This window comes from Pseudomonas sp. B6(2017) (genome assembly GCF_002112765.1).
Lineage (GTDB): Bacteria > Pseudomonadota > Gammaproteobacteria > Pseudomonadales > Pseudomonadaceae > Aquipseudomonas > Aquipseudomonas piscis.
Map to the genome: position 1 here is coordinate 205366 of NZ_NEIQ01000009.1, position 12683 is coordinate 218048.

15 protein-coding genes are annotated in these 12683 nt (G+C 61.8%); 1 reads left to right on the top strand and 14 read right to left on the bottom strand.

Annotation, left to right across the window (positions count from 1 at the left end; genetic code table 11):
* Positions 1-3 precede the first annotated feature (3 nt).
* The 11 genes from CAG11_RS17265 to CAG11_RS17315 all read right to left on the bottom strand — a co-directional run bounded on the left by CAG11_RS17265 (position 4) and on the right by CAG11_RS17315 (position 8971).
* Complete coding sequence (locus CAG11_RS17265; RefSeq protein WP_085597191.1) at positions 4-990, bottom strand: DNA polymerase III subunit delta'; 987 nt, start codon at positions 988-990, stop codon at positions 4-6.
* Positions 983-1615, bottom strand: a complete 633-nt coding sequence (gene tmk, locus CAG11_RS17270; RefSeq protein WP_053135813.1) for a dTMP kinase — start codon at positions 1613-1615, stop codon at positions 983-985. The genes CAG11_RS17265 and tmk overlap by 8 nt, the downstream gene beginning before the upstream one ends.
* 19 nt (positions 1616-1634) lie before the next feature.
* Complete coding sequence (gene mltG, locus CAG11_RS17275; RefSeq protein ID WP_085597192.1) at positions 1635-2804, bottom strand: endolytic transglycosylase MltG; 1170 nt, start codon at positions 2802-2804, stop codon at positions 1635-1637.
* Positions 2805-2807: 3 nt separating this feature from the next.
* Positions 2808-3623 (bottom strand): aminodeoxychorismate lyase, encoded by an 816-nt coding sequence (pabC, locus tag CAG11_RS17280; protein WP_085597193.1) that lies wholly within the window; start codon positions 3621-3623, stop codon positions 2808-2810.
* On the bottom strand, positions 3623-4867 hold the full coding sequence (gene fabF / locus CAG11_RS17285; RefSeq protein ID WP_031321260.1) for a beta-ketoacyl-ACP synthase II: 1245 nt from the start codon (positions 4865-4867) through the stop codon (positions 3623-3625). Before fabF ends, pabC begins: the two co-directional genes overlap by 1 nt.
* A 112-nt stretch (positions 4868-4979) precedes the next feature.
* Complete coding sequence (gene acpP, locus CAG11_RS17290; RefSeq protein WP_004884578.1) at positions 4980-5216, bottom strand: acyl carrier protein; 237 nt, start codon at positions 5214-5216, stop codon at positions 4980-4982.
* 195 nt (positions 5217-5411) lie between these two features.
* Complete coding sequence (gene fabG / locus CAG11_RS17295; RefSeq protein ID WP_022643173.1) at positions 5412-6152, bottom strand: 3-oxoacyl-ACP reductase FabG; 741 nt, start codon at positions 6150-6152, stop codon at positions 5412-5414.
* A gap of 16 nt (positions 6153-6168) precedes the next feature.
* Positions 6169-7107, bottom strand: a complete 939-nt coding sequence (fabD, locus tag CAG11_RS17300) for an ACP S-malonyltransferase (RefSeq protein ID WP_085597194.1) — start codon at positions 7105-7107, stop codon at positions 6169-6171.
* 126 nt (positions 7108-7233) lie between these two features.
* Positions 7234-8244 (bottom strand): phosphate acyltransferase PlsX, encoded by a 1011-nt coding sequence (gene plsX / locus CAG11_RS17305; RefSeq protein WP_085066058.1) that lies wholly within the window; start codon positions 8242-8244, stop codon positions 7234-7236.
* 3 nt (positions 8245-8247) lie between these two features.
* Positions 8248-8430: a 50S ribosomal protein L32 gene (gene rpmF, locus CAG11_RS17310; RefSeq protein WP_003179396.1), complete on the bottom strand. Its 183-nt coding sequence runs from the start codon at positions 8428-8430 to the stop codon at positions 8248-8250.
* Positions 8431-8443: 13 nt separating this feature from the next.
* Positions 8444-8971, bottom strand: coding sequence for a YceD family protein (locus CAG11_RS17315; protein ID WP_053135801.1), 528 nt, complete (start codon positions 8969-8971; stop codon positions 8444-8446).
* 104 nt (positions 8972-9075) lie between these two features.
* Here CAG11_RS17315 and CAG11_RS17320 point away from each other — a divergent pair, with 104 nt between their 5' ends.
* Positions 9076-9654, top strand: a complete 579-nt coding sequence (locus CAG11_RS17320; RefSeq protein WP_085597195.1) for a nucleoside triphosphate pyrophosphatase — start codon at positions 9076-9078, stop codon at positions 9652-9654.
* Positions 9655-9705: 51 nt separating this feature from the next.
* Here CAG11_RS17320 and sppA read toward each other — a convergent pair whose 3' ends face one another.
* The 3 genes from sppA to rluC are packed head-to-tail and all read right to left on the bottom strand — an operon-like array spanning position 9706 to position 12325.
* A complete protein-coding gene (gene sppA / locus CAG11_RS17325; RefSeq protein ID WP_085597196.1) occupies positions 9706-10695 on the bottom strand; it encodes a signal peptide peptidase SppA in 990 nt (329 codons plus the stop codon).
* Between the two features lie 21 nt (positions 10696-10716).
* On the bottom strand, positions 10717-11379 hold the full coding sequence (locus CAG11_RS17330) for an HAD-IA family hydrolase (protein WP_085597197.1): 663 nt from the start codon (positions 11377-11379) through the stop codon (positions 10717-10719).
* The gene (rluC, locus tag CAG11_RS17335; protein ID WP_085597198.1) at positions 11369-12325 is read right to left on the bottom strand and encodes a 23S rRNA pseudouridine(955/2504/2580) synthase RluC; all 957 of its coding nucleotides are present in this window, start codon (positions 12323-12325) and stop codon (positions 11369-11371) included. The genes CAG11_RS17330 and rluC overlap by 11 nt, the downstream gene beginning before the upstream one ends.
* Positions 12326-12683 lie beyond the last annotated feature (358 nt).

The window sequence follows — 12683 nt, forward strand, 5'->3', positions numbered from 1 at the left end:
GCGTCAGTTCTGGGTAGGCAACGCCGCCCATTGCACCAGCAGCGCCTCGAGCAGCAGCACCCGGTTGAGGTTGGCCTTGTTCAGCACCTTCTGCCGCTGGGCCAGGATCCAGTCCTGCATGGCCAGCACCTTGGCCTGGGCGGACTTCTGCGCCAGGTACTGCACCACCTTGCGCATGTCCGCCAGCCCCAGGCCTTGCTCATCCTGGGTCAGTTGGTAGCGCAGGATCAGGTTCGACCAGTCGCAGAACCAGTCGAACAGCAACAACAACGGCACGGCGTTCCAGGACTCGGCCAGTTGGGTCGGCGATTGCTGCTGCTTGAGCAGCTTCTTCACCCCTTCCACCACCTGCGCCCGCTGCTCGCGCGCGCCCTGGGTGTGCAGGCTGACGGCGGCCAGGGGCGAACCGGCGGCCAGGGTCAGCAACTCCACTCGCTCCTCGTCGCTGCATTCGGGCAAGGCAGCGGCCAGCCAGTGCATGCTCATGGCCTCGCTGGGCAACGGGCACGCCTGCTGCACGCAGCGGCTCTTGATGGTCGGCAGCAATCGGCTGGGCTGGTGGCTGACCAGCAACAGCACGGTGTCCCCGGAAGGTTCTTCGAGGCTCTTCAAGAGGGCGTTGGCGGCATTGATGTTCATCGCCTCCACCGGCTCGATCAGCACCACCTTGCGCCCGCCCAACTGCGCGGTCTGGACCACGAAGCTCACCAGGTCGCGAACCTGGTCGACCTTGATCGGCTTGTCAGCTTCCTCGGGCTCCAGGATGTAGTTGTCCGGATGGCTGCCGGCCTGCAACAGCAGGCAAGACTTGCATTGACCACAGGCCTCCAGGCCCTCCGGGCGCTGGCACAGCAGCCGGGCCATCAGGCGCTCGGCCAGGGCCCGCTTGCCGATACCCGCCGGGCCATGCAGGAGGTAGGCATGGGCATGCTGGATACGCCCCGCCAGTTGCTGCCAAAGGCCATCCTGCCAGGGGAAGACGTCAGCCACGGGCGCGCTCCAGCAACTGCGGCAGCAAGCCATCCAGGGAGCGCTGGACCTCGGCCAGGGGCTGGGACGCATCCACCAGGAAATAACGCTCGGGAGCGGCTTGGGCACGCTTGAGGAAGGCTTGGCGAACCTTCTGGAAGAACTCGCGGCCTTCCTGCTCGAAACGATCCAGTCGACCGCGGGCACTGGCACGCGCCAGGCCAACTTCCACCGGCAGGTCGAAGACCAGGGTCAGGTCCGGGCGCAGCGGGCCCTGGACGAAGTCTTCCAGGGCCTCGATCCGTGCCAGGCTCAAGCCGCGACCGGCGCCCTGGTAGGCATAGGTCGAATCGGTGAAGCGATCGCAGAGCACCACTGCACCGCGCTCCAGCGCCGGACGGATCACCGTTGCCAGGTGCTGGGCCCGGGCAGCGAATACCAGCAACAGCTCGGTGTCGGCATTCATGATCTCGTCGGCCGGAGTCAACAGCACCTCACGAATCCGCTCGGCCAGGGGCGTGCCACCCGGTTCGCGGGTCAGCACCACCTCGATGCCCGCTGCGCGCAGGCGCTCGGCGAGGTACTCGCGGTTGGTGCTCTTGCCGGCGCCTTCCGGGCCTTCCAGGGTAATAAACAAACCAGTCACGGGCAGTCCTTGATCAAATTCATTGCGGGCTTTTCGGCGTTTGCCCAGGCTCGGCAGGAACGGCCGCTGGCGCCGTTGGAGTCGGCTCAACCTCGGCCGGTGCCTGCTCCGGCGCGGCGCTCGGGCTCGGCGCCTCGGGAGCCGTCGGGCTGGAGGCCGGAGCCGGACTGGAACGATAGTCGGCACGGCGCTTGATTTGGAACTCGCGCACGGCGCTGTTGTGAGCGTCCAGGTCATCGGAGAACACATGGCTGCCATCTCCGCGAGCGACGAAGTACAGGCTCTTGCCCGGCACCGGGTTGAGCGCGGCGTGGATCGCCTCGCGCCCCACCATGGCAATCGGCGTCGGTGGCAGGCCGGCGTTCACATAGGTGTTGTAGGGCGTCGCTTCCTTCAGGTGAGCCCGGGTCAACTTGCCGGTGTAGCGCTCACCCAGGCCGTAGATCACTGTGGGATCGGTCTGCAGCAACATGCCGATCTGCATCCGGCGCACGAACACACCGGCAATCTGCCCACGTTCCTGGGGCACGCCGGTTTCCTTCTCCACCAGGGAGGCCATGATCAGCGCCTGGTAGGGGTCGGCATAGGGAACATCCTCGGCGCGCTTGTCCCACTCCTTGGCCAGCACGCTGTCCAGACGGTCGTAGGCCTTGGCCAGGAGCTCGGCATCGCTCATGCCCCGGACGAAGCGATAGGTATCGGGAAAGAACCGCCCCTCGGGAAACACCCCACCGTGGCCGAGTTTTTCCATCACCTGGGCGTCGCTGAGGCCGGCCAGGGTTTGTTGCAACTTGTCGCTCTTGGCCAGGGCATTGCGGACCTGGCGGAAGTTCCAGCCCTCCACCAGGGTCAGGCTGTATTGCACCACCTCGCCGCGCTGCCAGGCACCGATCAGGCCCTGGGCAGTCATGCCCGGGGTCATGCGGTACTCACCACTGTGCAGGGGCTGGCCCGGCAGGTTGAAACGCCAATACAGGCGCAGCCAGAAAGCATCCTGGATCACACCGTCGGCTTGCAGGCGATTGAAGGTTCCGGTGGGGGTGGAGCCGGCGGGAACATCGAGCAGTTGTTCCTGACTCAGGTTCAACGGTTGCTCCAGGGCCGAGTTCAGTTTCCAGGCACTGACACCCAGCAGCAGCCCTGCCAGGACCAGTCCGGTTTCCAGCAGGAGCAGTAATTTACGTCTCACGAATCAAGCATCCAGTAGTGCGCGGGTAATGCCCTGCAGTTTACGGGTGAGCGGTCCCGCCGACCAGCGCATCCCGGCGCAGCACAGTACCGGCCAGATGCCATAGACGCTGTTGCACACGAAGACTTCATCAGCCTGCCGCAACTGCTCGAGACTGATGTCGGTGATCGCCACGGGAATGCCTTGCAGCTGGGCCTGGGCAAGGATTTCGCCGCGCATCACCCCGGCCACGCCACAACGGCTCAGGTCCGACGTCAGCAGCTGCCCTCCAGCGACCAGGAACAGATTGCTGAACACGCCCTCGATCACGCGCCCGGCGCCATCGAGCATCAGGCCTTCGGCATGCTCGCTATCGCGCCATTCGGCACGGGCCAGGACCTGCTCCAGGCGGTTGAGGTGCTTGAGACCAGCCAGCAAGGGCTGCTCGGACAGGCGCGTGGCACAAGGAAACAGCCGAATCCCTTGTGCGGCATGGGCCGCCGGGTAGGCCGGCAAGGCGCCACCCTGGAGGATCCGCCGCGCCGGCGCCGCAGGATCGGCCGCGTAGCCGCGCAGGCTATCGCCCCGGGTCAGGATCAGCTTGAGCACCCCTTCGTCCAGGGCTTGGGCGTAGGCCAGCACTTCGCTGCGCACCAGCTCCGGATCCGTCACCAGGGCCAAGCGCCGACAGCCTTCGGCCAGGCGCTGCAAGTGCCGCTCGAGCAGCAGCGGCTTGCCGGATCTGACGACGATGGTCTCGAACAGACCATCGCCGTAGGCCAGGCCACGGTCCTTGAGCGACAGAGCGTCAGCCGGACGACCGTCGACCCAGCTGTGCATCACTCGGAAAACCGACGGAATACCAGGGAGCCGTTGGTACCGCCAAAACCGAAGGAGTTGGACAGCACGACATCGATATCCATGCTGCGCGCAGTGTGCGGCACGAAATCCAGGTCGCAGCCTTCATCGGGCTCATCCAGGTTGATGGTGGGCGGCGCGACCTGGCTGTTGATCGCCAGCACGCTGAAGATCGCCTCGATCGCCCCAGCGGCGCCCAACAGGTGGCCAGTCATGGATTTGGTGGAGCTGACCGCGAGCTTGTAGGCGTGGTCGCCGAACACGCTCTTGATCGCTTCGGCTTCCGCCAGGTCGCCAGCTGGCGTCGAAGTGCCATGGGCATTGATGTACTGCACCTGGTCGGCATTGATCTTCGCGTCGCGCAAGGCATTGGCGATGCAACGGGCAGCCCCGGCGCCATCGGCGGGTGGCGAAGTCATGTGGTAGGCGTCGCCGCTCATGCCAAAACCGATCAGCTCGGCATAGATGGTGGCACCACGCGCCTTGGCATGCTCCAGCTCTTCCAGGACCAGGGCGCCGGAACCATCGGACAGCACGAAGCCATCACGCCCCTTGTCCCACGGCCGGCTGGCGCGGGTCGGTTCGTCGTTGCGGGTCGACAGCGCACGGGAGGCGCCAAAACCACCCATGCCCAGGCCGCAAGCGGCCATCTCGGCACCACCGGCAATCATCACGTCGGCTTCGCCGTAGGCAATGTTGCGCGCAGCCATGCCGATGCAGTGGGTGCCCGTGGTGCACGCCGTGGAAATGGCGTAGTTCGGTCCCTGGAGCCCAAGGTGAATGGACAGGAAACCGGAAATCATGTTGATGATCGAACCGGGCACGAAGAACGGAGAAATCCGTCGCGGGCCGGAGTCGTGCAGGGTGCGGCTGGTTTCTTCGATATTGGTCAGACCGCCAATACCCGAACCCATGGCCACGCCGATGCGATCACGGTTGGCATCGGTGACTTCCAGGCCGGCATTGCGTACTGCCTGGAAACCGGCCGCCAGGCCGTATTGAATGAACAGGTCGAGCTTGCGGGCCTCTTTGGCCGACAGGTATTCCTCGACATTGAAGCCCTTTACCGAGCCGCCAAAACGGGTGGAATAGGCAGAAAGGTCGGTGTGCTCGATCAGACCGATGCCACTTTGGCCAGCCAGAATGCCCTGCCAGCTAGTCGGTACATCCGTACCCAGCGGCGACAACATACCCATACCGGTGACTACGACGCGTCTACGCGACACAGCACTCTCCTTTTTCTAATGACGACACTCTTTGCATCAGGCCTAAAGAAAAAACCGCACGCCGTGACGGCAGTGCGGTTTTTCCATGACAGCAAAATACGACTACAAACGATTAAGCCTGGTGGCTGTTAACGTAGTCGATAGCTGCTTGAACGGTAGTGATCTTCTCAGCTTCTTCGTCAGGGATTTCGGTCTCGAATTCCTCTTCCAGAGCCATCACCAGCTCAACGGTGTCAAGGGAGTCGGCACCCAGGTCTTCAACGAAGGAAGCGGTGTTAACAACTTCTTCTTCTTTAACGCCCAGTTGCTCAGCAACGATTTTCTTGACGCGCTCTTCGATGGTGCTCATACCTTGTTTTCACTCCTAATGGACAAATTCAGGCAACTGGCCAGTGGGTAAGTGTATAGAAAGGCTTTTCAGCTTTTCAACCGAAAGCTTTACCACTCAACCCTTTGGCCATCTGCCTATAAATAGATTGCAGCCTTATAACGGATTTTAGACAGCTCGTATGACACTTTTTTGAAGCAATCCGTCACATCTGCCTCACATGTACATCCCGCCGTTGACCGGGATTGTAGCCCCAGTAACGTATGCCGCACCGTCGGATGCCAGGAAAGCGACCACTTGCGCGATCTCTTGGGCCTGGCCCAGACGGCCCAGCGGAATCTGTGCCTGCAGGGCTTCACGCTGTGCTTCCGGCAGCTCGCGGGTCATATCGGTATCGATGAAACCAGGAGCGACCGAGTTCACAGTGATCGACCGCGAACCTACTTCCCGCGCCAGGGCACGGCTGAAACCTTCGAGGCCGGCCTTGGCGGCGGCGTAGTTTACTTGGCCTGCGTTGCCCATGGCACCCACAACCGAGCCAATATTGATAATTCGACCCCAACGAGCCTTGGTCATGCCGCGCAGGACGCCCTTGGACAGGCGATACAGGCTATTGAGGTTGGTATCGACCACGTCGTACCACTCGTCATCTTTCATGCGCATCATCAGGTTGTCGCGGGTGATACCGGCGTTGTTCACCAGGATCGCCGGCGCACCGAACTGCTCGGTGATGCTGGCCAGGACCGCAGCCACGGACTCGTCGCTGGTGACATTGAGTTCCAGGCCAGTGCCTTGAACGCCGTTTTCCTTGAGGGTGGCAGCGATACGCTCGGCACCCGAGGCGGAAGTGGCGGTACCCACCACGATGGCACCCATGCGCCCCAGCTCGAGGGCGATGGCCTGGCCGATCCCACGGCTGGCGCCGGTCACCAGTGCAACTTTACCTTGCAGACTCATGCAAGCTTCTCCTAGTTCAGGCCAACGCTGCGCGGGCGGCAGCGAAAGCATCCGGGGTATTCAGGTTAGAGGTCGAAACGCCTTCGGCGCAGCGCTTGTTGAGGCCAGCCAGGACCTTGCCCGGACCGCACTCAACCAGCTCGGTAGCACCGCTGGCGGCCAGGGTTTGCACCGATTCGACCCAACGTACAGGCTTGTACAGCTGCTCCAGCAGATCGCGCTTGAGGCTATCCAGGTCAACCGCCACCGCAGCGCTGACGTTCTGCACCAGAGGGATCTGCGGAGCCTGCCAGTCGATCGCGGCGATCGACTCGGCAAAACGCTCGGCCGCAGGGCGCATCAGCTCGCAGTGGGATGGCACGCTGACCGGCAACGGCATGGCACGCTTGGCACCGCGGGCCTTGCAACCTTCGATGGCACGGTCCACGGCAGCCTTGGCACCGGCGATCACCACCTGGCCCGGGGAGTTATAGTTCACCGCGCTGACCACTTCACCTTGCGCCGCCTCTTCACAGGCAGCCACCACGTCGGCATCGTCCAGGCCAAGGACCGCCGCCATGGCGCCCTGCCCTGCCGGCACCGCTTCCTGCATCAGCTGGCCACGACGTTCCACCAGCTTGACCGCCTCGGCCAGGGTCAAGCTGCCGGCAGCGACCAGGGCGCTGTACTCGCCCAGGCTGTGGCCGGCAACGAATGCCGGGCGCGCACCGCCCTCGGCCAGCCACAGGCGCCACAGAGCGATGGACGCGGTGAGAATCGCGGGTTGAGTCTTGTCGGTCTGATTCAGCAGCTCCGCCGGACCTTCCTGGGTCAGGGCCCAGAGATCGTAGCCCAGGGCATCGGAGGCTTCCTTGAAAGTATCGAGGATCAACGGGTACTGCGCGCCCAGCTCGGCCAACATGCCGAGGGACTGCGAGCCCTGTCCTGGAAAGACGAATGCGAGGGATGCAGACATGTAACGAGCCCCTAATGATCTTGTCGTCGGAGAATTGACGTCACACCGTAGTGGACGCAAGAAACTGACAGTTGGATGGCCAATCGTACCGAGCGGTCACATTTAAGCATCCCGCCGGGAAAATGCCTAAGGCAGCAGGTCTTCGAGGCGCCCGTGCAAGCGTCGCGGCAGATCTTCCTGGATCTCGATCAGCGCGCGCTGAATCGCACTCTGGAAGCCCTGAACTCCCGCCGAGCCATGGCTCTTGACCACGATCCCCTGTAAACCCAGGAAGCTCGCGCCATTGTGCCGGGCCGGCGCCAGGTCCGCCTGCAGTCGCCGCATCAAAGGCAAGGCCAAGGCCCCTACCGCCCGAGAAAGCATGCCCTGCTTGAACAGCGCCTCGATGCGGGACGCGATCATGGTCGCCAGGCCTTCACTGGACTTGAGCAGGATATTGCCGACGAAGCCGTCACACACCACCACGTCCGCTTCGCCACGATACAGACCGTCTCCCTCGACAAAGCCGATGTAGTTCAAGCCCCGGGCCTGCTGCAGGAGATTCGCCGCCAGCTTGACCTGCTGATTGCCCTTGATGTCTTCGGTGCCGATGTTCAGCAAGGCCACCCGGGGACGAGCGATGCCCAGGCTCTCCGCCGCAACCGAACCCATGATGGCGAACTGCAGCAAATGCTCGGCACTGCAATCGACGTTGGCCCCCAGGTCGAGCAACTGGCAGTAGCCACGCTGGGTGGGAATGGCAGCCACCATTGCCGGGCGATCGATACCGGGCAAGGTCTTGAGTACGTAACGCGACAGCGCCATGAGCGCCCCGGTATTACCGGCACTGACACAAGCCTGGACCTTTTCCTCGCGCAACAGCTCAAGCGCCACCCGCATCGAAGAATCAGGCTTGCCGCGCAAGGCCTGGGAAGGCTTTTCGTCCATGGTGATCACCTCGCTCGCAGGGGCGATCGACAGGCGCGCGCGATCCACGGCCGAATGGCTGGAAATCAGTTCTTCAAGGAGGGAGGGTTGACCCACCAGGGTCAGGTGCAGCGAGGGGGTAGCAGACAGGCACGCAATACTGGCCTGAACAATGCTGCGGGGACCGAAGTCCCCGCCCATTGCGTCAATCGCGATGACTTGAGCGGACAAGGATTACTCGTCAGCGCCCTTGTCGATCACTTTACGACCACGGTATACGCCTTCTGGCGATACGTGGTGACGCAGGTGAACTTCACCGGTGGTCTTTTCTACGGACAGGGTGCTAGCCTCGAGAGCATCGTGGGAACGACGCATGTCACGGGCAGAGCGGGATTTTTTGTTCTGCTGAACAGCCATAATTGATTAACTCCTAAACGTTTGGGTCACGCTTTAACTGCGCCAATACACTGAACGGGTTGGACCGCGTTACCTCGTCCTCGCTCGGTTCGGGCTCATCGAGCCCCGCCGGCTGCTGGCATTCTTCCGGATGATGAGCAGGCACGATGGGCAAGGCGAGCAACAACTCATCCTCGATCAACGCCTGCAGATCCAAAGGATCTTCGCCCAGTTCCAGCACGTCATAACCTTTCGGCAACGACTGGGTATTCGCACCCTCCTTCACCACCGCGTAACTGCATTCGCTGTGGATCGGCAGGGTGACCAGCTCAAGACAACGCTGGCAAACCATTTTGACTTCGACGTCGATGGAGCTGTGGATAACTACAGCTTTACGCTCGTCACGCTCGAAAACGAATTTAGCCTGCACCGTACCGACATCGTCGGCAAGCGGGTCGCAGAGTCTCTCCAAATCGGCCAGCAGCACTTCCCCCTGGAGGGTGGTACCACGGTCAGCCAATTTGCGCGGGTCAACGTGAGGTGGAATCGGGTCATTCAACATAGGCGCAGCATTATAGGGATGCCCCCGGCCATGTCAAAGGAAATTCAGCCCTGCCCATCACTTGCCCGCCCCGCTAGAATTCCCGGCCCGCCCAGGAGATGCGCATGCTGCCTTTACTACTCGCCTCAAGCTCGACCTACCGCCGGGAATTACTGTCCCGCCTGCAACTGCCATTCACCTGCAGCTCCCCCGACATAGACGAAAGCCATCGCCCAGGCGAAAGCGCCGTGGAACTGGTCAAACGCCTGGCCGAGGAAAAGGCTCGTGCCCTCGCCCCCAGCCACCCAGGCCACCTGATCATCGGCTCGGATCAAGTCGCAGTATTGTGCGAACGAATCATCGGCAAGCCCCACACCTTCGACAAGGCCCGCCAGCAACTGCTGGACGCCAGCGGCGCCAGCGTGACCTTCCTCACCGGCCTGGCCCTGCTCAACAGCCAGACCGGCCAATGCCAGGTCGACTGCATTCCCTTCACAGTGCACATGCGCACCCTGGACGACCAGCGCATCGAGCGCTATCTGAATGCCGAGCGCCCCTTCGATTGCGCCGGCAGCTTCAAGGCCGAGGGCCTCGGGGTCAGCCTGTTCAAAAGCACTGACGGTAGCGACGCCACCAGCCTGATCGGGCTGCCACTGATCCGCCTGGTGGACATGCTGCTGGTCGAAGGCGTGAACATACCTTGAGACCACGAAAAAGCCGACCATGAAGGCCGGCTTTCATTGGACGCCAGAGGCTCAACGCAAGGTCGGCCCCTGGAAGCCCATCCACATGGCGATCTGCTCGGCGACGCTGGCGCCAAGCTTCTTCGAGAAGCGATCGAAGGGCGACTCCTGGACGGTGAAGTCCACCACTTCCTTCTCGCCGATCACGTCACGCGCAACCGAACTGGTATTGCCCAGTCCGTCGATCAATCCCAACTGCAACGCCTGCTCGCCGGACCACACCAGACCGGAAAACAGTTCGGGGTGCTCCTTGTCCTTCAACCGCTCGCCACGCCCCTGCTTGACACTAGCGATGAACTGACGATGAGTGGTGTCCAGCACACCCTGCCAGAACTGAGTCTCCTCGGGCTTTTGCGGCTGGAAGGGATCGAGGAACGACTTGTGCTCGCCAGAGGTATAGGTACGACGCTCGACCCCCAGCTTCTCCATGGTCCCGACAAAGCCATATCCAGCTGCCGTGACGCCGATAGACCCCACGAGGCTGGCCTTGTCGGCATAAATCTGATCAGCGGCACTGGCGATGTAGTAAGCGCCCGAAGCCCCAAGATCGGAAATCACCGCATAGACCTTGGTGTCCTTGTGCAAGGCACGCAGGCGGCGGATCTCGTCATAGACATATCCGGACTGCACCGGGCTGCCACCCGGACTGTTGATTCGCAGCACGATGCCCTTGACCTTCGGATCGTCGAAAGCGGTGCGCAGACTGCCGACGATATTGTCCGCACTGGCAGATTCCTTGTCTGCGATCACCCCAGTCACATCGATTACCGCGGTGTAGCTGCCACCACGGGCGGCATTCTTCTCGATACTCAACAACGGAGTGAACACGAGCAATGCCACGAACAGGTACACAAAGGTCAGCAACTTGAAGAAGATCCCCCAACGCCGCGAACGCCGCTGCTCCTGGACACTCGCCAACAGGGTCTTTTCCAAGAGTTTCCAGCTTCTGTCGTCAGGGCCTTCGGCGCCCGATGCGCGCGGCGCCCTCCATTCGTCGGTCATGCCTACTACCTCAGCAAAAAATTAACTCGCAGCCCGATTGAGCCAGGCATGCAATTGAGGGAAATGATCGATGGACAAGCGCGGCTCCAGCATTTGCAACGCCTCGATAGGCTGGGCACCGTAGCTTACGGCGACCGAATCCATGCCCGCATTGCGCGCCATCAACAGGTCGAAGGAAGAATCCCCAACCATCAGCGCCTGCCTGGCTCCGACCCCACAATGCGCAAGGATCTCTTCCAACATCAAGGGATGCGGTTTGCTGGCAGTCTCATCCGCGGCCCGGGTGATATCGAAATACTCCTCCCAACCATGAGCCTTCAGCACCCGATCAAGGCCACGCCGCGCCTTGCCGGTCGCGACTGCCAACCGATACCCCTCGACCCGAAAGCTCTCGAGCGACTGCACCACCCCGTCAAATAGCGGCGAGGGCTCGGTATCGAGCGCGATGTAGTGATCCGCGTAGTGCTGACGAAACGTCACCAACTGCTCATCATCGATTTCCGGATACAGGGTCCGGATCGCCTCCGGCAGGCCCAGTCCGATGATGCCCTTGACGGCGGAGTCATCGCACCGGGGAAAGCCGGAACGGTCGGCGGACACATGCATCGATTCGACAATCCGACCAATGGAATCCGCCAGGGTGCCATCCCAATCGAAGATCAGCAGCTTGTAATCAGGGTGCACTCAGGCGCTCCACGGTCCTGGCCCACATCTCGTCCACCGGGGCCTGCAATTTCAGCTCGCCACCATCGGGCAGCGGCACCGTCAACATGTAGGCGTGCAGGAACAGGCGTTTACCGCCCAGATCGCGGATTTCCCGAGTGAAATCATCGTCGCCGTACTTGCTGTCACCGGCGATGCAATGCCCGGCATGCAGGGTGTGCACCCGAATCTGATGCGTACGTCCGGTCACCGGCTTGGCTTCGACCATGGTGGCAAAATCGCCGAAGCGACGCAGAACCTTGAACACCGTCAAGGCCTCCTTGCCCTCTTCGTTGACCTCCACCATGCGCTCCCCAGAGCGCAGGTTGCTCTTGAGCAACGGGGCCCGCACTTGCTTCAAGGCGGTCGCCCAATGGCCACGCACCAACGCCATGTAGCGTTTATCCACACCGTCGCCACGCAATGCAGCATGCAAATGACGCAACATGCTGCGCTTCTTGGCGATCATCAGGAGACCGGAAGTGTCGCGATCGAGGCGATGCACCAACTCCAGCTCCTTGGCATCCGGCCGCAACTGACGAAAGGCTTCGATCACGCCGAAATTCAGGCCACTGCCGCCATGCACGGCAATGCCGGCCGGCTTGTTGATCACGATCAGCGCCTTGTCTTCGAAGACGATGGAAGACTCCAGACGCTGCAGCAACCCCTGGGCCAGTGGCACAGGCTCATCGCGCTCGGGCACGCGCACCGGGGGCACGCGCACAACATCGCCCTCCTGCAACTTGTACTCGGGCTTGATCCGCCCCTTGTTCACCCGCACTTCGCCTTTGCGCAAAATGCGATAAATCAAGGTCTTGGGCACGCCTTTGAGTCGAGCGAGAAGGAAATTATCAATACGTTGGCCGGCATATTCCGGCGTGACCTCAAGCAGTTGAACGCCTGGAGTCGAGGGGGCAGTAGTCGTCATGTCGCGGATAATAACAATTTTTATGGATTTGAAGCACTTAATGATTACTGCTATAGTCGCGAACGCCGCCAAAAGCGGCTGGACAGAGGAACAGCGGCCAACAGCCGGCCCTGACCAACGCAATTCATGAGGACGCAAGGCCGTCCTACGCAGCTCTCGCCACATAACGGACGAGTTGGACGCTGTAACAAGCGCAGGTGACATGAGGCCTGAAACCCGTAGGAAGCAGAGTTCCACTCGCCTCTTACGCAGCGATTAACGGCCAGTTCACAAAGTGCAGTCAGCGACTGACGACACCCAGGCGGAAGTTGTGGAAACAACGCCTTAGCCATGATGCGTGACCTCCCCTTTCGGAGTT

Bases quoted from the DNA above. Each gene is read 5' to 3' on its own strand.
- rluC (WP_085597198.1), bottom strand. From the start codon at position 12,325: ATGACGACTACTGCCCCCTCGACTCCAGGCGTTCAACTGCTTGAGGTC.
- CAG11_RS17320 (WP_085597195.1), top strand. From the start codon at position 9,076: ATGCTGCCTTTACTACTCGCCTCAAGCTCGACCTACCGCCGGGAATTA.
- rpmF (WP_003179396.1), bottom strand. From the start codon at position 8,430: ATGGCTGTTCAGCAGAACAAAAAATCCCGCTCTGCCCGTGACATGCGT.
- fabD (WP_085597194.1), bottom strand. From the start codon at position 7,107: ATGTCTGCATCCCTCGCATTCGTCTTTCCAGGACAGGGCTCGCAGTCC.
- CAG11_RS17315 (WP_053135801.1), bottom strand. From the start codon at position 8,971: ATGTTGAATGACCCGATTCCACCTCACGTTGACCCGCGCAAATTGGCT.
- pabC (WP_085597193.1), bottom strand. From the start codon at position 3,623: ATGCACAGCTGGGTCGACGGTCGTCCGGCTGACGCTCTGTCGCTCAAG.
- acpP (WP_004884578.1), bottom strand. From the start codon at position 5,216: ATGAGCACCATCGAAGAGCGCGTCAAGAAAATCGTTGCTGAGCAACTG.
- sppA (WP_085597196.1), bottom strand. From the start codon at position 10,695: ATGACCGACGAATGGAGGGCGCCGCGCGCATCGGGCGCCGAAGGCCCT.
- fabG (WP_022643173.1), bottom strand. From the start codon at position 6,152: ATGAGTCTGCAAGGTAAAGTTGCACTGGTGACCGGCGCCAGCCGTGGG.